Source organism: Arthrobacter sp. ISL-95 (assembly GCF_018613695.1).
Taxonomy (GTDB): Bacteria; Actinomycetota; Actinomycetes; order Actinomycetales; family Micrococcaceae; genus Arthrobacter.
Genome location: NZ_JAGGPR010000003.1, coordinates 629,971 through 650,998 on the forward strand (window position 1 = coordinate 629,971; position 21,028 = coordinate 650,998).

Below are 21,028 nucleotides of genomic sequence, written 5' to 3' on the forward strand. Positions count from 1 at the left end.
CCTGACGCGCAGCACAGCTTCAGTGCGAATGCCCGGCATGGCGGAATGGCACCGGCATGACCCGCTCTTGCCTGTCGTAGGGGACGCCGACGCTCTTCAGATAATCTTCGACCGTGTGGTCATACTGACAAACCATGACGTCGGCCCCGTATTCAGATGATGCGTCAAAGAATTGTGCCTGCAAATGCCGGTTGCCGAGCGAATGTGCCACGACCCCCATTTCGTGGATGGTTCGCGGCCCTATCACCAGGACGTCGGTGGGGAGCACGGAGATGATGATGACGTTGTGGTCGTCAACGGCCAGGATGTCGCCGTCGCGGAGGTCGCCGGTTCCGGTGGGGAGGCGGATGCCGAGTTCTTTGCCGTGGTCGGTGGTGACGCGTTGGATGCGTTTGACGAGCATTGCGCTGGGCAGGACTACTTTTTCCTTGTGGCGGCCGGCATAGTCGTTGGGTTGTTCGTGGAGGTTGCCCAGGATTTTTTCGATGATCACAGTGGCTCCTAGAAGAGGAAGTAGCGCTGGGCCATGGGCAGCACGTCGGAGGGCTGGGAGGTGACTTCAACGCCGTCGACCGTAACCTTGTAGCTTTCGGGGTCGACGGCGATGTCCGGGGTTTCGCCGTTGTATTTGAGGTCCGCTTTGGTGAGGTTGCGGATGCCGCTGACGGGTTTGATGATGCGTTCGAGGCCGAGTTCGGCGGGCACTCCGGCGTCGATGGCTGCTTTGGACAGGAACGTGATGGACGTTTGCTGCAGTGCTTTGCCGTACGTGGCGAACATGGGCCGCATGGTGCGTGGTTGCGGTGTGGGGATGGAAGCGTTGGCGTCTCCCATGAGGGCGTAGGCGATCTGGCCGCCTTTGATGACGAGCTCGGGTTTTACGCCGAAGAACGCGGGGTCCCAGAGCACGAGGTCCGCGAATTTGCCTTCCTCCACGGAGCCGATGACGTTGGCCATGCCTTGGGCTATGGCGGCGTTGATGGTGTATTTGGCGACGTAGCGTTTGAGCCGGAAATTGTCGGATTCTGCGGATCCGTGCGTGGCGCCGGAGGGATCGTGGAGGACACCGCGTTGCCGTTTCATGGCGTCGGCAACCTGCCAGGTGCGGGTGACTACTTCGCCCACGCGGCCCATGGCTTGGGAGTCGGAGGAGGTGATGGCGAAGATGCCGAGGTCGTGCAGGACGTCTTCGGCTGCGATGGTTTCGGCACGGATGCGCGAGTCTGCGAAGGCCACGTCTTCCGGGATGTCCGGGTTGAGATGGTGGCAGACCATGAGCATGTCCAGGTGCTCTTCGATGGTGTTCTTGGTGTAGGGCAGCGTGGGGTTGGTGGAGGCCGGAAGCACGTTGGGCAGCCCCGCGATCTTGATGATGTCCGGGGCGTGGCCACCGCCTGCGCCTTCGGTGTGGAAGGTGTGAATCACGCGCCCGTCGATCGCCCGAATGGTGTCTTCAACAAAGCCGCACTCGTTGAGGGTGTCGGTGTGAATGGCCACTTGGACGTCGTATTCGTCGGCAACCCGCAGGGACATGTCGATGGACGAGGTTGTGGAGCCCCAGTCCTCATGGACTTTGAGTCCGACGGCACCGGCGCGGATCTGCTCGGCGAGGGGCTCGACGGCGGATGCGTGGCCTTTCCCGAACAGGCCGATGTTAACGGGGAGCCCTTCGGCAGCCTGCAGCATCCGGGAGATGTGCCAGGCGCCGGGTGTGACGGTGGTGGCTTTGGTTCCTTCGGCCGGGCCCGTGCCGCCGCCCACCATGGTGGTGATGCCGTTGCACAGGGCCGCGGGGACCTGTTCCGGGGAGATGAAGTGGATGTGGGTATCGACGCCACCGGCGGTGAGAATTTTGCGTTCACCGGCAATGATTTCCGTGCTGGCGCCGATCACGATGTCCACGCCGTCGGTGATCTGCGGGTTGCCTGCCCTGCCGATCTTGAAGATGTGGCCATCCTTTAAGGCAATGTCAGCCTTGTAGATGCCACTGTAGTCGAGCACAATCGCGTTGGTGATCACGGTGTCCGGGATGTCTTCCGAACGAGTAAGTTGGCCGTTCTGGCCCATGCCGTCGCGGATCACTTTGCCGCCGCCGAACACCACTTCTTCGCCGTAGACCGTGTAGTCCTTCTCGATTTCGAGGAACAGCTCGGTGTCTGCCAGGCGGATGGCGTCACCGGTGGTGGGGCCGTACAGTTCGGAGTACTGCTTGCGGGGAATTTCGAAGCTCACTTGACGTCTCCTTCCGAAGCAGACCCGCTGAGGTGAGTGCCGCCGTCGAGCGTTCCATTGACAGCGTTACTGAGCCCGAAAACTTCACGCGCGCCGGCAATTTCGATCAACTGGACGGTTCTCCGGTCGCCTGGCTCGAAGCGCGCGGCCGTGCCGGCGGGGATGTCCAGGCGTCGGCCGTAGGCGGCTTCCCGGTCGAATTCCAAGGCACTGTTGGCCTCGGCAAAATGATAGTGCGAACCGATCTGCACGGGCCGGTCGCCGCGGTTCACCACCTCGACGGCGGTTGCCTCACGGCCGCTGTTGCACGCGATGGATCCGGGCTGGAGCCTGTATTCACCGGGGATCATGGGAGCTCCTAGCGGATGGGGTTGTGGACGGTGACGAGCTTGGTGCCGTCAGGGAAAGTGGCTTCGATCTGGACGTCGTGGATCATCTCCGGCACGCCTTCCATCACGTCTTCGCGGCGGAGCAGGGTGGTTCCGTAGCTCATGAGTTGGGCCACTGTCCTACCGTCGCGGGCACCTTCAATGAGCTCGTAACTGATGATCGCCACGGCTTCGGGGTAGTTCAGTTTGAGCCCCCGCCCTTGACGGCGCCGTGCGAGGTCGGCGGCCACCACGATCATGAGTTTCTCCTGCTCACGGGGCAAAAGATGCATGGTTACTCCTTGGACGCCGTGCACTTGGATAGATTGTGTTCAGCGTAAGGAGCGGAAGTTTCGGCTACGTTTCCAAATCGTCTCAGTCGGGGGTCGGTTTCTCAGGAATTGACCTCAACCATTGTTGAGGTTCTAGCATCAGTGAGGTGTGCGCCCGCAAAGCCGCCGTCCCTGACCAGCCCCATGAAAGTGCATTAATGACCCACCCCAAGCCCGTGCCATCCGAACCAGTCGGTGAACTTTTCAGGGCCGCATTTCGCGCTCATCCGGCAGGAGTCTCGATTATCACCGCAGTGGGGCCGGACGGAGCAGTAGGACTGACGGCGTCCTCGGTGGCATCGGTGGCAGTGGATCCACCCACGCTCGCGTTTTCTGTCACCAGCGGCCGCTCGGCTTCACACATCGCTGCCGCGCAAACAATCGTGGTCCACCTGGTCGGCGCTGACCAGCTGGATCTTGCGCGGACCTTCGCGGACCCATCAGCCCCGCGCTTCACGGACTCCATGGAGTGGGAGGTACTGCCCACGGGAGAGCCCCTGCTCAGGGATGCCGTCTGGGCGTTGCGGTGCGAAGTCGTCCACCGGGCACCGCTGGGCGGCTCTGTGTTGCTGGCAGCAAGGGTTCTGGAGGTCAGGTCTAATCCGGCCGGTTCGGCTCCGCTGGTCTACCACGATCGGGAGTTCCACACGCTGCTTGAAGGCGTGCCGGCGCTGAGCGGCCGGTAGAAGACTGCCGCTGCATGACCGCGGGCCTGTGTGCAGACGTCCCGCGCCTGTACTAGCTCGTTTGGGCCCGGACTGTCGATCGGGCCACTTCCCGGCCGAGGGGTATGGGATCCACGGGGCTGCCACGTAACAGGCTGGCAAGGGTTCCGTTGTAGATGAGCAAAATCGCAGCAGCCAGTTTGCCCGCTCCCGCGCCGACTATCTGACCGGAGAGGTGCAGGAGCCGATCGTTGAGCAGGGCAGTGTCTGCCTTGATGAGGTCGGCCGCGGAGTGACTTGGACTGTTGATTTCGACGGCGGCGGACAGGAAAGCACACCAACGGGCACTGTGCTGATTGTCGCGGTAGAGCGTCAGCGCGTCAAAAAGCGCCAACAACCGGTCCTCATCCGATTCCGCGGCGGCAATCGCCGCATCCCAATACACCTGCCATGTCTCCAGACGTCGTTCAAGACTTGCCCGAAGCAGCCCATCCTTGCTTCCAAACTTGGCGTAGAGGGTAGCAACGGAGACTTCGGCTCGGACCAGGACGTCATCAACCCCGGTATGAGTAATGCCGTTCAGGGAGAAAAGCTCGTCCGCTGCGTCCAGGAGCCGATCCCTTGCCGATCGTTTTCCGGATTGCGTTTCCATAGCCACAACTATAACGTCTGTTCTACTATAACAGTCGTTCTACATTGGAGGAGAGATGCGCCCTCACGTTGGATTCGTTGTGGCAGCCACAGCTCTTATTGCAGCCACCTATGGCCTCAGCCGTTTTGGTTTTGGTCTATTCGTGCCCGCGATAGAGCGTTCAATCAGTCTGGGTCCCGCAATGACTGGTGCCATCTCCAGCGCAAGCTTCTTCTCATACTGCATCGCCGCGGCATGTGCGTACCGTTTGGCCAGGGCGCCACGCGTAACCGTCCTGCTCGCCGGAGTGCTGGCAACTCTCGGTAGTATCGGCGTGGCCTTATCGGGTTCCGCACTGGTTCTTGCCGTATGCATTCTTGTCGCAGGTGCAGGCGCGGGATTTGCTTCGCCCGGTTTGGTCGCCTTGATCCAACGGAATCTAGACCCTGCAGCCGAGTCTCGGGCGCAGGCAGTAGTTAACTCAGGGACCGGGTTTGGGGTTATATGTGCCGGCCCCCTAGCGCTGGTCCTCGCCGACCAGTGGCGCGTCGCATGGTGGATTATTGCTGGCCTCAACGCGGCGGCAACCATTGCGGTACTCGGCAAAAGCAAACGAAGCCAACCAGAGTCGGCCTCAATAGAGCCAGGCACATTTCGTTTGAGTAACCTGTTGCCGCTGCGTTGGGCTGCTGCCGCTGCCCTGCTCGCCGGCGTGGCCAGCGCAGCGGTGTGGACCTTCAGTAAATCGATCGTCACCGCCGAAGGCCGGATTAGCGATGCCGAAGCGACCATTTTCTGGGTCTGCCTTGGTTCGGCCGGGATAGCAGGAGCATTCTCGGGCGACTTGGTCACGAGGCTCGGGTTGCGGACCAGCGGGACTACCACCGCAGCACTCATGGGGCTTTCCACGCTGCTTGTAGGGCTATGGCCTTCCAGCCTTGTTGCCGTCTATGCCGGCGGCGCCCTGTTCGGTGCCAGCTACGTTGCCTTCAGCGGTATCCTCATCGCCTGGGTCATTTCCGTGCTCCCCGAACATGCCGCAGCCGGTACCGCCGCCCTTTTCATCACCCTGGCCCTTGGACAAGCCACCGGATCACTGCTCATGGGTGTTCTCTTGGGGGCTACAAGTCCGGCGGCTGCGTTCGCCATAGCCGCTGGCATTGCTTTCTCCAGTTTCATCCCGCTGGCTAGTTGTTCCGGCCCCGGGCCGCAACGGTCCACTGCTCCACCACTTTCCCGGCACGAACAACGGTGACCTCATCCACCAGGTTCATCGTCAGGCATACATGGTTGGGGATGACTCGGAGCCGCGTACCCAAGGGCGGCAGTTCCGAGGATTCCGGCCACACAACAGTGGCGTGGTGCTCGGACAGCGCAGTCACCTTGGCTTCGGGGTACTCAGGAAGCCGTCCGTATCCGGTGGCCCAGTCCGGGCGGTCGCTGCCCAGGATCTTGCTGCCGGCGTCCACCACAACCCGGCGCACGTTCCCGCCGCGGGATTCGTGCCTGCTGACCACGGTGGCCGCGACCGTCAGCGCGATGTCATCCCACGTGCACCGCTCGAGTTCCAGTTGCTGGGCATCACCGAACACGTATACGCCGGGGCGCAGTTCGGTTGCCAAAGACTTACCGGAGAGCAGGGCCGTGGGCGTTGATCCCCCGCTGATGGTCTTCACGTCAAAACCCGCCTCGGTCAGCGCTGTCGCGGCCAGTCCCAGTGCCTCGTTCTCGTTGCTCGCTGCTCCAGTGGGCATTCCGGGCCTGTAGCTGTGCCCCGGGAACGTAAAGACTCCCGCCACCGTCAACCCGGCAGAGGCGGCAGCTCGCGCAACCTTCACCACCTCGTCCGGGAGAACGCCGCTGCGGTGATGGCCGCTGTCCACTTCAATCAGTACCTCAACGCTTCCGGCATCCGCGCCGAGTTGGCCGCCCATCGCCGTCGCACTTTCCACCGAATCCACACCGACGGCAAGGCGACACTGTGCTGCCAAGGCGCGAAGCCGTTCCGCGTGCGGCGCTTCAACCCAGAGCGGGTAGGCGATGAAGATGTCCCTCACGCCGTCCGCCGCGAAAACCTCGGCCTCGCCGATCGTAGCCACAGTGATGCCAACGGCTCCCGCGGCGAGTTGCTTGCGGGCAATTTCCAGCGTCTTGTGCGTCTTCACGTGCGGACGGAGCCCCAGCCCACGCCCGCGCATGCTCGCCGCCATCCGTCCGACGTTCCGGTCCAGGACATCGACGTCGATCATGACGGCAGGTGTGATAACTGCAGATGGGATCACGTTCATTCCTCAAATCCTATCGGCCGGGGCACTGACGCCCTACGGAGCTGACTGCCGGACTTTCATTGCGAACGCCGCCTTGGGTTGCTGGACCGAATGCACGGCATCTTTGCTTTCAATCCTCTCGATCAGGAGTTCGACAGCACGCTCCGCAATTTCCGCCCGCCCGGGCGCCACGGTAGTCAACGACGGCGACGCGAACCGCGACTCGTCAAGGTCATCGAACCCAGCCACCGCTATCTCTTCCGGCACCTTCCGGCCGCGGAGCAGGAGCTCGTGCAGCGCCCCCAACGCCAGGGCATCGTTGAGCCCAAAAACAGCGTCGAATTCCACGCCGCTGTCCAGCAACCTCGCGGTGGCGTCAGCACCGCCGTCGCGCCTCCAGCCGCACGGGACCACCAGCTCCGGGTCATGCTCCACACCAGCGGCAGCGAGCGCAGCCCGGTATCCGCGGAGACGGAGGCCGTTGCTGCCGGCTTCGTCGCCGTCGTGCGCGCCCAAAACGGCTATACGACGGCGGCCACCGGCCAGCAGGTGAGCGGTAACGGCCGCGGCAGCCTCCTGGTTTTGGATCAGGACCATGTCCAGGCGGGGGTCCTGCACGAATTCCCCCAAGAGGACCAGCGGTTTCTTGCCGGCAGCAGTGATGATCTGTTCGGCGTCCAGTGCCAGCGGGATGAAGAGGAGACCGTCGGTCAGGCTCCGGAACTGGCCCTGGAGCGCAGCTTTTTCATGCTCTGCCTCGTTGCCGGACTGTTCCACCAAAACACGGTAACCGCGAGCCCATGCGGCCTTCATAATGTCCGAGGCCAACTCGGCGTAGTACGGGATGGAGAGATCCGCCAGGACCAACCCGAGCATGCTGGTCTTCCCGGACCGGAGGCTGCGGGCCGTCAGGTTGGTTTCGTAGCCGAGCTCACTGATCGCGTCAAGGACGCGCTGCTTGGTGGCCGGCCGGATGAACTCGTAATCGTTGATGACGTTGGAGACCGTCTTCAAGGACACTCCCGCGGCGCGTGCGACATCGTTCATGGTGACCCCCATGCGGCGGCTCCTTCTTTTGGTTCACTTCGGCTCGGTATACATCGTTGCAGATGTGCCGGCTTAGGCAGGGTCCATCACGGCGGCGACAGCCTCGATTTCCACCAGCTGATGGTCGTATCCGAGGACTGTGACGCCCATGAGGGTGCTGGGTACATCGTGATCGCCAAAGGCCCCGCGTTTGGAAACTGGACTGTGTTGTCCACATTCCATCACGTCTGGCGGCTGGCCCTGTCTTGTTGATTGGCAACGGGGTAGTGTCAGACGTAGGAGATTTCGGGTGCTGACGGGACCGGGGTTGACATTCGGGTTTTGCGCGAATACGAGCGCACTGCCGCCCAGCCGGAGATGCGTGGACTCCGGCATTGCTGGAATTGAGGCCGCATGGCCCAGCACAACCAAGCTCCGACAGCTCCAGAACAATCCGAAGTGGACCTGACAGACTTCCTGCTGCGACTTCAGGATCTTTTGGTGGACAACGCGGATATTCGCGCGTTTCTTGAAGACTTCGCTTGCATGACCGCAACCAAGCTGACCAAGACCGGAAATACCATCGCGTGCGGCGTGACGGTCATCCGGCAGAAGAAACCGGTGGCCGTGGCGGAAAGCGATACCCTCGCCCGGAGGCTCGACGGAATTCAGAACAGTTTCGGCGATGGACCGTGCCTCGCGACCCTCCGGACCCGAAGCATCTCCCACGTGCCTGACGTTCAGACGGAACAACGCTGGCCGGAGTACATGAAAGCCGCCGCTGCAACCAATGTCGGCTCAATTTTGGCCCTCCCAATGGAACTGAACAGCACCGCTGAGGCCGTGGTGAACCTCTACTCCACGCGCCCGCACGGCTTCTCGCAAGACGACATCATGGCAGCGAAGCGGCTTACAGCCACGGGAGCCAAGGCGCTTCACCTCGCCGTGAAGATGGCGCAACTGCGGGACACCCGGGATAATCTCACGGCAGCGTTGGAGTCCCGCGCGACGATCGATACCGCCGTCGGTATCATCATGGCTCAGAACAGGTGCTGCCGTGACGAGGCCTTCCAAATCCTCGCCAGGGCATCGAGCCACCGGAACATCAAGCTCAGGACCGTGGCGGCGGGCATAATTGCGAAAGTGGCGGGGGACCAAAGGATCTCAGCGAACTTCGAGGAATGACTTTTTAGCTTCTTTCGCGCCCGACACACACCGCTCATTTTCCTGCAACGCGCCCGCAACATACATGCGGAAAGCTGGGTCTCATGGATGACGCATCCAGCGGAGGGGAGCAGAAATGAGCATTGCTAACAGGGATCTTTTCCAGGCGCTGAAGACCCAGGCCAGCTTGGCGCAGGCGTTCGGCACTCTGCCGGGCAGCCAGGAAGAGCCACACGCACTGAAGCCAGGCGAGTCCATCGAGGCATGGCACAACGGCCGCCTCTACCACCGGGGCACCGTAGTCAAAACAGTGGCGGGGACAGACCTCTTCTGGCTTCAGGACGAAACCGGCAGCCGACGTCTACTGGACATGGACTCCATGGAAATCGTTACCAGCGACGAGCCGGCTCCGGCACCCGCAACGCAGGCACCGGAGCCCACCCGGACAGCAACGGTCACACCAATCTCAGCGTATCCGCTCTTCACTGACGGCTCACAGGCGATCGCCTAGGAGTTCAGTTCCAGGCGGATCATGCTCCAGCTCACGGCCGGAAGTTCGGCGGTGAGGCGGCCGCCGTCGAGCTTCACGCTGACATTTTCGGACGGCAGGACCGACGTCGAATCGTCAGCCGTTGCCTGCCAGTACGGGTCTTTGTTCGTGTAGGTAACAGCTTCAATGACTTTGCTTGCGTTGAGGCTTCCGACGGCGGCATCCAGCGTCAGCGCGTCCGTCGCCGAGCGGTTCACGGCAAAGACCACGGCCTGGTTTGCTTCGGCGTCGAACGTTGCCACCGTTGAGAGCGAGGTGAAGCCCGACGTCGTCTTGGTCTCCAGCAGCGGGGACTCGACGGCGAGATTCAGCACGGTGCCTGAGGCGTGCTGTGAGGTGAGCGCGAAGGGGTGGAAAGTAGTCTGCTTCCAAGCCCGGCCGCCCGGTTCCGTCATGATCGGCGCAATGACGTTGACCAGCTGCGCGAGGCTCGCGGAGTGGACGCGGTCCGTGTTCCGCAGCAGCGTGATGAGGAGATCGCCCACCACCACGGCGTCCGCAACCGTGTAGCGGTCCTCAAGCAGCACGGGGGCCACGGGCCAATCGTCGCCGGTTGGTGCCTTGGATTCGTCGCGGGACATGTGCCACACGTTCCACTCGTCGAACGAGATATTGACCTGTTTTTCGGACTTATTGGCTGACTTCACGTGATCGATGTGTGACACCAGGTCCTTGATGAACGCTTCCATGCGGTGCCCCGCGGACAGGTGCTCCTGCAAGTCCCCGAAGTCCTCAAAGTACTGGTGCGCAGAAATCAGATCCACCAGCTCGTACGTCTCGTTGAGGACCACGCGCTCCCATTCGCCGAACGTGGGCATGGTAGGTCCGGAACTTCCACAAGCCACCAGTTCCAGGTCCGGATTGACCATGCGCATTGCCCGCGCGGTTTCGGCAGCGACCCGCGCGTACTCGTCGGCCTTCTTGTGGCCGATCTGCCAGAAGCCGTCCATCTCGTTCCCGAGGCACCACATCTTGATGTTATGAGGCTTGACGGCGCCATTCGCCTTGCGCTGTTCGGACAGAGCCGTTCCACCCTTGATGTTGGAGTACTCCAGCAGATCCAGAGCTTCCTGCGTGCCCCTGGTGCCCAGATTCACGGCCATCATTGGTTCAACACCGGCTTTCTCCGACCATTTGGCGAACTCGTCCACACCCACCAGGTTGGGATCGCTGGAGTGCCATGCGAGGTCGAGGCGGGTGGGGCGGCCTTCCTTTGGCCCGACTCCGTCTTCCCAGCGGTAGCCCGAAACGAAGTTGCCGCCCGGATACCGGACCGTGGAGACGCCCAATTCCTTGGTGAGTTCCAGGACGTCGGTGCGGAATCCGTCCTCATCGGCTTTGGGGTGCTCAGGCTCGAAGATGCCCGTGTACACACACCGGCCCAAGTGCTCAACGAACGCGCCGAAGGTCTTCCTCCGGACAGGGCCGATCACAAATGCGGGGTCAACGGTGATTTTGGCAGTGCGGTTCTCTGGGTTTCCCAAGGGGTGGGTCCTTTTCTGGTTTGCTTGGCTTTTGCGGGTTTCTACAACGTTATAGAAACCATGCTGACGGCGCTGAGGGGTGTGAGTCAAGAGATTTCTTGCGGTAGCCGGCAAGTCCCGCACGTGTTCGCTGGCCACGCCGTTGTGCGGCGGGAGATTCGAACGAGTGCAAGTTTCGGCGCCACGTAGGCTGAGTCCCATGTCATTGGGAGTTGTGAGAGCGGCCTACTCTGCACGTGCCGAGGAATACACCGCGCTCTTCGGGACCATCAGCAGCACCCACCCCGCCGACCAGCGGCTCGTTCTGTCATGGGCCCAGGGGCTGTCAGGGAAAGTCATCGACGCCGGCTGCGGACCCGGGCAGTGGACTGAGTTCCTGTGCTCCGCCGGGGTGGACGTCCAAGGCGTGGATCTGGTGCCGGAGTTCATTGAAACGGCAAGGCAGAACTACCCGGACATTGACTTCGCCGTCGGATCGCTTGGACGGTTGCCTACGCCGGATCAATCCCTGGCGGGGATCCTCGCCTGGTACTCACTGATTCATACTCCCCCGGCTGGGATCAGCCGGGTTTTGGGCGAGTTTGCGCGGTGCCTCCCACCCGGCGGCGGGCTCCTGCTCGGTTTCTTCGAAGGTCCCATCCTGGAAGCTTTCCCCCACGCAGTGACTCCCGCCTACTTCTGGCCTGTGGAGGAAATGTCGGCCCGGCTTCTGAAGGCAGGCTTCACGGTGGTAGGCACGTACGCTCGGGTCGACCCCGGAGCCCGCCCTCACGCAGCAATCGTTGCCCGCCGGGCGCAACTCTGACGCTCATACCCGCCCTTGTTCCTTGCCCTCAACGTAGTGCGGCGGGGGACGCGGATATGCCCGGGATCCAAGCGCGCAGGAACAAAAAAACAGGCCGGAGACGCAATGTCTCCGGCCTGTCTTGGAGGGTGGGCCCTGTGGGGATCGAACCCACGACCCACGGATTAAAAGTCCGATGCTCTACCAACTGAGCTAAAGGCCCCTCCAGCTGTTGAAACAGCCATGAATACTGTACCCCAAGGTCAAGGCCACTGTAGAACTCAAGGTGACGTGCGCCGTCGTCACCTTCTTTGGAAGAAAGTTCGACGGCGACGCGCGGCCGGCAGCGGCGTGTCGCGGCGAGTGCGGCGGCAAAGTGGGTGGTGGCCGTACGCCCCCAACAACGCCACCAGCCCGGGCAACCGTTACTCGACCCCACCAGAGCACAGGAGTACGGTGAACTCATGAGCGAACAGCCAGGATCACGTGCGTACGGCGGAGCAAACAGGCACCACAAGCCCAAGCCCTTCGCGCCCATCGATTTCGAACCGTTCGCAGGTGGCGCCGACCCCGCGCGGGTCTCGGAGGCAGCCCACCTCGCGGCCCAGGCGCTGGTAAGACGCGGCCGCGACAGCGATGACCCCACGGTCACCAGCCGCCTGGTGAAGCTGGCTGATGAACAGGGCCTCGAAGCCATCGCGGAGATGTGGGCAGAAAGTCCTGCACGTTCCCTGCCCGGCGCCCTCTGGAGGCTCTACGCACTCCGCGCCGCCACCATCCAGAATCCCGAACGGATCTCCGTCTACTTCAGGGCCGGTCGCGATACCGCGCAGGTTTCCAATGTGGTGGCAGGTGCAGCTGAGCCGCCGGGAGCCGACGAAATGAAGACCATGGCTGATGCCATCTTGTCCGGCGCTTTCGACGGCGAGTTCGACGTCGCGCTGGAACGTTCCGCCGCTTTCTGCCGCGTGGTGGCGCTCGGCCAGGTGACCCTTGCGGACGGCGCAGAGCACAGCAATGAAGGCCATGCCAGCAAGCTCACGCGCAATTCGCACCAGCTGGTTAAGACCGCGGAAGACCTTGAGCACGCAGCCAACGCGTGGCGCCTGGGAGAGCTCGACTAGCGGGCAAAAGGGCGAAACGTACCCACGTCGGGTCCGGCCTGTCAATGTTGACTTAGCCCGCCTGACGGTGAAAACTAAAACTGGTGTCGAACCGCGAAACCCCCGGGCTTCAACATATAGCCGCTTCGAGCGGCCTACCGCCGAGAGGCGTATCCGGTTCGGCACCATTTTTATGCCCAAACGCAGTTTGCCCGGGCCCGCACTGAAGCGGACCCGGGCAAACACGCTCACCACTACTTCAATGTGACCGTGGTGTCAGCTGTTTCCTTCTTGTCGTGATCGAGGTCGCCGTTGGCACCCTGAGGCGTCATGGTCACCTTGATTTCGGTTTCCTTCCCGGCGGTGTAGGCGAAGTTCTCCGCGATGTTGAAGGACTCACCGGGCTTCAGCACGAACGGGTCCTTCTCCTTCAGCTTGACGCCTGAGCTGGAAAGGCCGTGCTTCTTGTAGCCGTCGCTGCTGGAGTCCGACGGCATCCCGCCGAGGTACTTCCAGTCCGGGTACTTTGCGTTGGGAGTGATCAGCGAGTGGCTCAGGGGGATCTCGGCTGATGAGGTGTTGGTGACCACGTAGTTCAGGTACACCACGGGGTCACCCTTCTTGAGCAGGTTTTCCTTGGTCTCCTTGTCCACGAACATGCTGTCCTTGGACGCAACATCGGTTGCCACTTGGTAGATGTCCACGCTGAAGCTGTCGCCCATGATGGTGCCCAGCTTGTCCCCGGCCTCGGAGATCGGCAGAGCCCAGGCAGCGGCCTTGTACGAGCCGGACGAAGTGCCGGCGCCCTCTGACGAGGTGGTGGCCAAGGCGGACGCCGAGGCTGACGGTGAAGCGGGCGCTGACGCCGAGGAGGACGACGACGGCTCGGAACCACCCGGCGTCGGGCCCGCCGTTGCTCCGCCACAGGCGGTTAGGGCCAGCAGGCCGGCAGCGGCGATGCCGGAAATTTTCATGACATGGTTGAGTCGCATGGTTCCCCCATTGAGTGGATTTATTCGGTGCTTCTACAGTGTCGCACGGTTGCTGAGGCGCAGCGATGGGGAGAAGTGCCCGCCACACTCCCGGGCTTCGCGACCGCCACCACTGGACCGGTAAAGTTGGGACCGAAACGGGCTGCGTCAAGTCAAACTGCCCGTGCCCATCCGTCCCCGGCCCGGAAGCGAAATGAAGCTGCGCCTTTTTCCCCAGGAACCTGCCGGGCTCGTGCTGCTCGCGCAGATGGCCGGCGTCATTGTAGCCGCGACTGGAACGCTCTCCGAGATACTCGGAGCTCCGGCCAGTGAACACCAGCGCCTCGCTGAAGAGCTGCACGAGCACGAATCCAAATCCTTGGACCTGCATTTCGCGCTGCTGACGCATATGCGGACCAGCTTTGTGAACCCGCTCCCCCGCGAGGACATGTACACGCTTTCCCGCCACCTTAATGAGGCCATGGAGAAGCTCGACGCCGCCGGAGACCTCGTGGCGCTCTACAAACTGGATCGCCTCCCCAAACGCGCTGCAGACCAGTTGGAGATCATCAGCAGGCAGGCCGAGCTCACCGTGGACGCGATGCGGAAGCTCGAGGACCTGGACGAGCTCGAGGACTACTGGATCGAAATCCTTCGGCTGGCCAAGCGTGCAGAACGCTCACACCGGATTTGGGTTGCCGAGATGCTCAAGGACATGAAGTCCACGCAGTACGCAAGGCACCGGGACATCGCCAACCAGCTGGTTGAAGTTACCAAGGACATGCGGAAGGTCGCCACCCAGGTAGGCAGCATCATCGTCAAGGAATCATGACGTGACCATCGCCTTCCTGGTCCTCGTAGTTGCTTTGGCCTCCGGGTTCGCGTTCCTCAACGGTTTCCGCGATGTCTCCAACGCCGTCGCACTCTCAACGCGGACCCGCGCCCTCACGCCGTCCATTGCAGTGCTGCTCGCGGCCGTCTTCAACTTTGTCGGTGCCATGCTCAGTGGCACCTTCATCCTCGCCTTCACGCAGTCCTGGATCACCCTGCCCAGCGGGACCGGCGGCCTCACCATGCTGGCCTCCGCGCTCACCGCAGCCATCCTGTGGGGCATCTACGCGTGGTGGCGCGGCATCCCCTTGTCCTCCACAAACTCGCTGGTTGGCGGCCTGATCGGGGCCGGCACCGCGAGCGTCCTTGTGGGCGGAAATGCAGTGGACGGCATAGACAACGTCTTGCTCACCCAGGTGGCACTGCCGTTGGTGCTGTCCCCCGTGATCGCGTTAGTGGCTGCGTACCTGCTGGTGTGGCCGGTGACGTGGGCAGCGCGATACTCGCAACCCAATGTGGTGAACCGCCGGTTCCGCCGGGCACAGGCCGTCTCCGCTGCCGCGGTGGCGTTCGGTCACGGGCTCCAGGATGGTCAGCGCACTGCCGCCGTGATGGTGTTGGCCATGGTTGCTGCCGGGTTATCCGGCGGCAGCGACGTGCCGCTCTGGATCCTGCTGCTCACTGCCATCATGCTCACTGCCGGCACCATGTTCGGCGGCTGGCGGATCTCCCACACCCTTGGTTACAAACTCATTCGGGTGGATCCGCTGCGCGGTTTCGTGGCGCAAACCTTGACGTCCGTGATGTTGTTCATCGGCGCAATCGGTTTTCACCTGCCGCTCTCAACCACCCATACGCTGACAGCGTCGGTGCTGGGTGCGGGCGTGAACCAGCGGTTCCACACTGTTAACAGGCGCCTGGTCCGGAGAATTCTGTTGTTCTGGGTGGCCACTCCGCTGATCACGGCCGCGGTGGCGTTCGTTCTGGAGCTGGCGTTCTCGCCGCTCGCGGATTTGTAGACCCAAGTATGAAAAAACGACGGCGGCCGTACCCCCAAGGCGACGGCCGCCGTCGTTCTGTGCCGACTCCCCCTAGAAGCCGGAACCTGCAGAACCCTTATCCGAAGCGGCCGGAGACGTAGTCTTCCGTTGCCTTCTGGCCGGGGTTGTTGAAGATGCTGGTGGTGTCGGCGAACTCAATCAGCTTGCCGGGCTTGCCGGTGCCGGCGATGTTGAAGAACGCGGTCTTGTCGGACACACGCGCGGCCTGCTGCATGTTGTGGGTCACGATCACCACGGTGTACTGGTCCTTGAGCTCGTTGATGAGGTCCTCAACGGCCAGCGTGGAGATGGGGTCCAGGGCGGAGCAAGGCTCGTCCATGAGGATCACCTGGGGCTCCACGGCGATGGCGCGGGCGATGCAGAGGCGTTGCTGCTGGCCACCGGAAAGGCCGGAGCCGGGCTTGTCCAGGCGGTCCTTGACCTCGTTCCAGAGGTTTGCGCCCACCAGGGATTTCTCCACAAGAGCATCGGCTGCGCCCTTGGAGATCTTCTTGTTGTTCAGCTTCACGCCGGCCAGCACGTTGTCGCGGATGGACATGGTGGGGAACGGGTTGGGCCGCTGGAAGACCATGCCCACCTGGGTGCGGACGGTTACGGGGTCCACGCCGGGGCCGTACAAGTTGTCGCCGTCCAGGAGGACCTCGCCTTCAACGCGGGCGCCGGGAAGGACCTCGTGCATCCTGTTCAGTGTGCGCAGGAAGGTGGACTTGCCGCAGCCGGACGGGCCGATGAAGGCCGTGACGGACTTGGCCTGGATGTTGATGTTGACGTCCTCGACGGCCAGGAAGTTGCCGTAGTAGACATTCAGGTCTTTGACGTCGATGCGCTTGGACATGGTGTTCCTTTGTTCCTTGGGGTGTGGAAGTTTGAAGGTGTCGCCGCAATTAACCGGCGGCCGGCCCGGCTAGCGTCCCGTTTTGGGTGCGAACAGCCGGGCTATGAGGCGGGCTCCAAGGTTCAGGAGCATCACCAGGATGATCAGCACCAGCGCCGCGCCCCATGCACGCTGATCCGAAGGTTCAGGATTGGACGGCGAGGTGGGGTTGAGGATCTGCGTATAAATGAACGTGGGCAGCGAGGCCATCCAGCCGCCGAAAACGTTGTTGTTGATGGTGGTGGCGAAGCCTGCGGTCACCAGGATCGGCGCGGTTTCGCCGATGACCCGGGCGATCGCCAAGGTGACGCCGGACGCGATGCCGGAGATCGCCGTCGGAATAACCACCTTGGTGATGGTGCGCCATTTACGGACGCCCAGCGCGTAAGAGGCCTCGCGGAGCTCGTTGGGGACGATCTTGAGCATTTCCTCGCTGGAGCGAACAACAACAGGGATCATCAGGACTGAAAGCGCGACGGCGGCTACCGCACCGGTCTTGGTGCCGGGGCCCACAATGGCGAAGAAGAACGCTGCCGCGAAGAGGCCGGCCACGATCGACGGGATGCCGGTCATGACATCCACAAAGAACGTGATGGCGCGGGCCAGCGGGCGGTCGTTGCCGTATTCCACCAGGTAGATGGAGGTGAGGAGGCCAACGGGTACGGAGATGACCGTGGCGAGGAGCGTGATCTGAATGGTGCCCAGCAGTGCGTGGTAGATGCCGCCGAGGACCGGAGCGCCTTCCTCCACTGCCTTGTTGTCGAACGCGCCGGTGACGCCGTTCATGGAGGTGCCCAGGAAGCCGGGAGTGATGAGACCGGGGATGCCGTTGACCAGCACCGTGAAGATCACGGAGATCAGGGGTAGGAGTGCAATCAGGAACGAGCCCACCACCAAGCATGTGGCGAGCTTGTCCTTGGCCCTCCGCGAGCCTTCAACAGCCGCACTCCAGGACACCAGGCCCACAGCAAACAGGACGGCGAACACGATGCCCCACCCGAAGGCGTTGAAGCCGATGAGCGCCATGATGGCCGCGCCTACAATGAGCGCGATGGCCAGGACAATGTAGGGCGCGAACTTGGGCAGCTGGCCCTTGGTGAGCGCTGAGCGCTTGCGGACTACTGTGGCGGACATTTAGTTGGCTCCCGAGAATTCTTTGTGCCGGGTGATGATCCAGCGGGCGATCATGTTCACGCCCAAAGTGATGACGAACAACACCAGGCCGGCGGCGATCAACGTGTTGACCTTAATACCGCTGGCTTCGGGGAAGTTCAAGGCAATTTCCGCCGCGATCGTCTGGTTGCCGGACTGGATGAGGCTCGCAGTGAGAATGCCGGAGGAGAGGACCAGAGCAACGGCCATGGTCTCGCCGAGTGCCCGGCCGAGGCCCAGCATGATGGCACTGATAATGCCCGGGCGGCCGAAGGGCAGCACGGCCATTTTGATCATTTCCCAGCGGGTGGCTCCGAGTGCGAGCGCTGCTTCCTCGTGCAGCTTGGGGGTCTGCAGGAAGATTTCGCGGGACAGGGAGGTAATGATGGGCAGGACCATGACGGACAGGACGATGCCGGCGGTCAGGATGGTCTTGCCGGTGGCGGATGCCGGTCCTTCGAAGATGGGGATCCAGCCGAGGTAGGTGGCCAGCCAGTCGTAGGCAGGCGAGATTTCCTTGGCCAGGAAAGCCGCACCCCAGGCGCCGTAAACAACGGAGGGGATGGCTGCGAGAAGGTCCACCACATAACCCAGGCCGGCAGCGAGGCGGCGGGGAGCGTAGTGCGAGATGAACAGTGCAACGCCGATTGCCACGGGGGTGGCGATGACGAGGGCGATCACGGCGGCAATCAGGGTGCCCACCACGATGGGAGCGATGTAGGCGAAGAAGCCGTTGCCGCCCTGGATGTCCTCAGCCGGGGCGGTGAGTGCAGGGATCGCCTGCACCACAAGGAACAGCGCGACTCCGAAGAGGACTGCGAGAATCAGGCACCCTGCGGCCATGGCGGCCCCGGAGAAAACCTTGTCCCCGGCGCGTCCTGCGCCTTGAGAGGTGGTCAGGGAGTTGGTGGTCACTTCACGATCCTTCAGTCTGGAGTGAACTGGTCTTACATGGCTAAGTTCCCTGCCCCGCTCCAGCGGCACTGTGGCCACCGGGCGCGGGACAGGGAACTTCAGTGTTCAGCCGGGTTCAGGAAACCTTAGGCCTTGGCCTTGATGGTTTCTATAGCGGCCTTGGCCTTGTCCTGCAGCGTCTTGGAGAGCGGTGCGGACTTCGCGGCGTCGGCTGCGGTCTTCTGCCCATCGTCGGAAACGACGTAGGTTTCGAAGCCCTTGACCAGGTCAGCAACTTCCTTGGTCTCGTAGGTGGTGCAGACAACGTGGTACGAGACGAGGACTACGGGGTAGGCGCCCGATGCGGTGGTCTTGCGGTCCAGCTTGATGGCTACATCGTTGGCGGCGCGTCCGTCAACGGGCTTGCCGGCTTCAACGGCCTTGGCTGCGGCTTCTGCGGAGATCTTGACGAACTCGTCGCCCACCTTGATGGAGGCGGTGCCCAGCTTGCCGGAAACGGCGGAGTCATCAGCGTAGGTCACGGCGCCGGGGGTGTCGGTGACGGTCTTGACCACACCGGAGGTGCCCTTGGCGTTCTCGCCGGCCAGGGTTGCGGGCCAGATGCCGGCAGACTTGTCCGTCCACACCTCGGGTGCAGCAGCTGCGAGGTAGTCGGTGAAGTTGGTGGTGGTGCCGGAGTCGTCGGAGCGGTTCACCGGGGTGACCTTGAGGTCCGGGAGGGTGACGCCTTCGTTGAGGGCGGCGATTGCGGGATCGTTCCAGTTGGCGATTTCACCGCGGAAGATCTTGGCGACGGTCACGGCGTCGAGCTTCAGGTCGGTGACGCCGGGAACGTTGAAGGCTACTGCGATCGGGGAGATGTACACCGGGATGTTGATGGCGCCGTCGGGGCCGCACTTGGCCTTGGAGCTCTCGAGCTCTTCGTCCTTCAGGTAGGCGTCGGAGCCGGCGAACTGTGCCGAGCCGTCGATGATGGCCTTGCGGCCTGCGCCGGAACCGTCCGGGGAGTACTGGACGGTTGCGCCGGAGTTCGCAGCGGAGAAGCCGGCCTTCCAGGCGTCCATGGCTGCGCCGGTAGAAGAGGCGCCGATTCCGGTCAGCGTACCGGTGACCTTGGGGCCGGAGGCTGCCGACTGGGTGCCGCCAGTGGTGCCCGTTGCGTTGTCTGAACCGCAAGCAGTGAGCGCGAGAGCGCCGGCTGCGATGACCGCGATTGCCGCGTTGCGGCCGAAGTGAGTTGCCTTCACTTGGATGTGCCCCTTCCAGGGATTCTTCGATGCGGGCCGAACGGAGATTTCGGCGTGCGCGAGCTGTGGACCAATTTGTTCCTTTACTGAAGGTAAGGAGTGCAGGTAACGGGATCTGCGGTGCAAGGTGAACGGAAGATGAACGACGGCGGACCATTGGGTTATGTGGCGCGTGCCACCTTGAGGGGTAGCTGGCTTGAGGTAGTTGGGAGGTGTTGGGCAAATAGACTGGAAGGCATGGCTGCCGTAAAGGGATTTTCTGCAAGCAAGAGGTTCCTGCGCGCCAGAGTCCGGACGGGCCTGGTCCGCAGCCGGAATTCGTTGACCCCGGCTATTCAGATGACCGTGTGCGCCGTGGGTGCCTACGCGTTCGCTGAATATGTGCTGGGCCATCAGGGGCCGCTGTTCGCGGCTACTTCGTCCTTGATTGCCCTGGGCTTCTCCCGTGATCCGCGCCTGCGTCGCGTTATAGAGGTGGGACTTGGCTGCACCTTGGGAATCGTTGTTGGTGACCTGCTGCTCCATTGGCTGGGGGCGGGAATTTGGCAGGCCGCCGTCGTGCTTCTTTTCTCCATCCTGCTGGCCAGGTTCCTGGACAGCGGCACGATCTTCACCACTCAACTGGGGTTGCAGTCGTTGCTGGTGGTGCTGCTTCCGGCTCCGGCCGGCGGGCCGTTCACACGCAGCCTTGATGCCGTGGTTGGTGGTGTGTTCGCACTGCTGGTGACCATTTTGGTGCCGAAGGATCCGCGGCGTGAACCGCGGAAGGATGTGCAGAAGATCCTTCATGAGCTCGCGGAAGTGCTGCGTGAGTGCGCCAAAGCCATGATTGACAGCGACTCCACCACGGCTTGGCACGCTCTGATCCGTGGCCGCAATTGCCAGCCTTTGGTGGATCGGATGCGGCAGACTTTGCGGGCTTCCGGTGAAGTTGCCACCCTGGCGCCGGCACATCGCAGGCATCGGGACGAGCTCGCCGGCTTGGAGCATTCGCTGGAATACATCGATCTTGCGCTCCGTAACAGCCGGGTGTTTGCGCGGCGGCTCACCAGCGCGATCAACCATGCTGCGTTGTCCGACGAAGCGATCGACAGCATCTCCGAAGTCCTGCAGGAAACCGCCGATGCAATCGACGAGATGACCATTGGATTGTCCGAGCAGAGCGAAGGAACTCGACGGGTTCACTTGCGGCGTGCCCGTAACGAACTTTCCGACATCGCTGCGCGCCTGCACCCCAAGATGCTGGACGTGCAACGGCTCGAGGGCGAAACCGTGGTCATGCTGTTCCGGCCGCTCATGGTGGACCTGCTGGAAGCGAGCGGAATGGAACCGGAGGAGGCCCGCGCGGTGCTCCCGGCGCTGTAGCGGCTA

Annotated in this window: 22 protein-coding genes, 1 tRNA gene and 1 pseudogene; 9 read left to right on the top strand and 15 right to left on the bottom strand. The window is 62.6% G+C overall.

Annotated features, from left to right (window positions below):
* Positions 1-19: 19 nt before the first annotated feature.
* The 4 genes from ureE to J7I86_RS05330 are packed head-to-tail and all read right to left on the bottom strand — an operon-like array spanning position 20 to position 2,893.
* On the bottom strand, positions 20-493 hold the full coding sequence (gene ureE, locus J7I86_RS05315; protein ID WP_214816559.1) for an urease accessory protein UreE: 474 nt from the start codon (positions 491-493) through the stop codon (positions 20-22).
* Between the two features lie 8 nt (positions 494-501).
* Positions 502-2,232, bottom strand: coding sequence for an urease subunit alpha (gene ureC, locus J7I86_RS05320; RefSeq protein WP_214816562.1), 1,731 nt, complete (start codon positions 2,230-2,232; stop codon positions 502-504).
* Positions 2,229-2,582: an urease subunit beta gene (locus tag J7I86_RS05325; RefSeq protein WP_214816575.1), complete on the bottom strand. Its 354-nt coding sequence runs from the start codon at positions 2,580-2,582 to the stop codon at positions 2,229-2,231. The genes ureC and J7I86_RS05325 overlap by 4 nt, the downstream gene beginning before the upstream one ends.
* Positions 2,583-2,590: 8 nt before the next feature.
* The gene (locus J7I86_RS05330; protein ID WP_211711008.1) at positions 2,591-2,893 is read right to left on the bottom strand and encodes an urease subunit gamma; all 303 of its coding nucleotides are present in this window, start codon (positions 2,891-2,893) and stop codon (positions 2,591-2,593) included.
* A gap of 197 nt (positions 2,894-3,090) precedes the next feature.
* Between J7I86_RS05330 and J7I86_RS05335 the strand changes: the two genes are divergently transcribed.
* Positions 3,091-3,618: a flavin reductase family protein gene (locus J7I86_RS05335; RefSeq protein WP_214816578.1), complete on the top strand. Its 528-nt coding sequence runs from the start codon at positions 3,091-3,093 to the stop codon at positions 3,616-3,618.
* Positions 3,619-3,670: 52 nt separating this feature from the next.
* Here J7I86_RS05335 and J7I86_RS05340 read toward each other — a convergent pair whose 3' ends face one another.
* Complete coding sequence (locus J7I86_RS05340) at positions 3,671-4,249, bottom strand: TetR/AcrR family transcriptional regulator (RefSeq protein ID WP_214816581.1); 579 nt, start codon at positions 4,247-4,249, stop codon at positions 3,671-3,673.
* A gap of 55 nt (positions 4,250-4,304) precedes the next feature.
* On the opposite strand from J7I86_RS05340, the gene J7I86_RS05345 reads away from it, so the two are divergent.
* Positions 4,305-5,483, top strand: coding sequence for an MFS transporter (locus tag J7I86_RS05345; protein WP_214816584.1), 1,179 nt, complete (start codon positions 4,305-4,307; stop codon positions 5,481-5,483).
* Here J7I86_RS05345 and J7I86_RS05350 read toward each other — a convergent pair.
* From J7I86_RS05350 to J7I86_RS05360, 3 genes and pseudogenes are all read right to left on the bottom strand, one after another.
* Positions 5,416-6,516 (bottom strand): D-TA family PLP-dependent enzyme, encoded by a 1,101-nt coding sequence (locus J7I86_RS05350; protein WP_214816586.1) that lies wholly within the window; start codon positions 6,514-6,516, stop codon positions 5,416-5,418. The genes J7I86_RS05345 and J7I86_RS05350 overlap by 68 nt on opposite strands.
* 33 nt (positions 6,517-6,549) lie before the next feature.
* Entirely contained in the window at positions 6,550-7,554 is a 1,005-nt protein-coding gene (locus J7I86_RS05355; protein ID WP_214816589.1) for a LacI family DNA-binding transcriptional regulator, read from the bottom strand.
* A 60-nt stretch (positions 7,555-7,614) separates the two neighbouring features.
* A pseudogene (locus J7I86_RS05360) lies at positions 7,615-7,731 on the bottom strand (RidA family protein); the annotation flags it as partial.
* Positions 7,732-7,935: 204 nt separating this feature from the next.
* Between J7I86_RS05360 and J7I86_RS05365 the strand changes: the two are divergent.
* Both J7I86_RS05365 and J7I86_RS05370 read left to right on the top strand, forming a co-directional pair.
* Positions 7,936-8,706 carry an ANTAR domain-containing response regulator gene (locus J7I86_RS05365; RefSeq protein ID WP_214816592.1) on the top strand — a complete coding sequence of 257 codons (771 nt, stop codon included), beginning with the start codon at positions 7,936-7,938 and terminating at the stop codon, positions 8,704-8,706.
* 115 nt (positions 8,707-8,821) lie between these two features.
* Entirely contained in the window at positions 8,822-9,196 is a 375-nt protein-coding gene (locus tag J7I86_RS05370; RefSeq protein WP_214816595.1) for a hypothetical protein, read from the top strand.
* Here J7I86_RS05370 and J7I86_RS05375 read toward each other — a convergent pair.
* The gene (locus J7I86_RS05375) at positions 9,193-10,719 is read right to left on the bottom strand and encodes an alpha-N-arabinofuranosidase (protein ID WP_214816598.1); all 1,527 of its coding nucleotides are present in this window, start codon (positions 10,717-10,719) and stop codon (positions 9,193-9,195) included. The two genes, J7I86_RS05370 and J7I86_RS05375, sit on opposite strands and share 4 nt — an antisense overlap.
* A gap of 199 nt (positions 10,720-10,918) precedes the next feature.
* Here J7I86_RS05375 and J7I86_RS05380 point away from each other — a divergent pair, with 199 nt between their 5' ends.
* Positions 10,919-11,524 (top strand): class I SAM-dependent methyltransferase, encoded by a 606-nt coding sequence (locus J7I86_RS05380; protein WP_214816601.1) that lies wholly within the window; start codon positions 10,919-10,921, stop codon positions 11,522-11,524.
* Positions 11,525-11,653: 129 nt separating this feature from the next.
* Here the strand turns inward: J7I86_RS05380 and J7I86_RS05385 are convergent.
* A tRNA-Lys gene (locus tag J7I86_RS05385) sits at positions 11,654-11,726 on the bottom strand.
* Positions 11,727-11,967: 241 nt separating this feature from the next.
* Here J7I86_RS05385 and J7I86_RS05390 point away from each other — a divergent pair.
* Positions 11,968-12,627 carry a hypothetical protein gene (locus J7I86_RS05390; RefSeq protein ID WP_214816604.1) on the top strand — a complete coding sequence of 220 codons (660 nt, stop codon included), beginning with the start codon at positions 11,968-11,970 and terminating at the stop codon, positions 12,625-12,627.
* Positions 12,628-12,860: 233 nt separating this feature from the next.
* Here J7I86_RS05390 and J7I86_RS05395 read toward each other — a convergent pair whose 3' ends face one another.
* Complete coding sequence (locus tag J7I86_RS05395) at positions 12,861-13,598, bottom strand: hypothetical protein (RefSeq protein ID WP_214816607.1); 738 nt, start codon at positions 13,596-13,598, stop codon at positions 12,861-12,863.
* A gap of 193 nt (positions 13,599-13,791) precedes the next feature.
* Between J7I86_RS05395 and J7I86_RS05400 the strand changes: the two genes are divergently transcribed.
* Positions 13,792-14,409: a DUF47 domain-containing protein gene (locus J7I86_RS05400; RefSeq protein ID WP_043469600.1), complete on the top strand. Its 618-nt coding sequence runs from the start codon at positions 13,792-13,794 to the stop codon at positions 14,407-14,409.
* Position 14,410: 1 nt separating this feature from the next.
* Positions 14,411-15,427 carry an inorganic phosphate transporter gene (locus J7I86_RS05405; RefSeq protein ID WP_214816610.1) on the top strand — a complete coding sequence of 339 codons (1,017 nt, stop codon included), beginning with the start codon at positions 14,411-14,413 and terminating at the stop codon, positions 15,425-15,427.
* 97 nt (positions 15,428-15,524) lie between these two features.
* Here the strand turns inward: J7I86_RS05405 and pstB are convergent, their stop codons facing one another.
* The 4 genes from pstB to pstS form a co-directional block, all read right to left on the bottom strand.
* Positions 15,525-16,304 carry a phosphate ABC transporter ATP-binding protein PstB gene (gene pstB, locus J7I86_RS05410; protein WP_011772968.1) on the bottom strand — a complete coding sequence of 260 codons (780 nt, stop codon included), beginning with the start codon at positions 16,302-16,304 and terminating at the stop codon, positions 15,525-15,527.
* Between the two features lie 69 nt (positions 16,305-16,373).
* Entirely contained in the window at positions 16,374-17,477 is a 1,104-nt protein-coding gene (gene pstA / locus J7I86_RS05415) for a phosphate ABC transporter permease PstA (protein ID WP_214816613.1), read from the bottom strand.
* Complete coding sequence (gene pstC, locus J7I86_RS05420; protein WP_214816616.1) at positions 17,478-18,410, bottom strand: phosphate ABC transporter permease subunit PstC; 933 nt, start codon at positions 18,408-18,410, stop codon at positions 17,478-17,480.
* Positions 18,411-18,535: 125 nt separating this feature from the next.
* Positions 18,536-19,657 carry a phosphate ABC transporter substrate-binding protein PstS gene (pstS, locus tag J7I86_RS05425; RefSeq protein ID WP_214816619.1) on the bottom strand — a complete coding sequence of 374 codons (1,122 nt, stop codon included), beginning with the start codon at positions 19,655-19,657 and terminating at the stop codon, positions 18,536-18,538.
* A gap of 237 nt (positions 19,658-19,894) precedes the next feature.
* Between pstS and J7I86_RS05430 the strand changes: the two genes are divergently transcribed.
* Positions 19,895-21,022 (top strand): aromatic acid exporter family protein, encoded by a 1,128-nt coding sequence (locus J7I86_RS05430; protein ID WP_214816622.1) that lies wholly within the window; start codon positions 19,895-19,897, stop codon positions 21,020-21,022.
* Positions 21,023-21,028 lie beyond the last annotated feature (6 nt).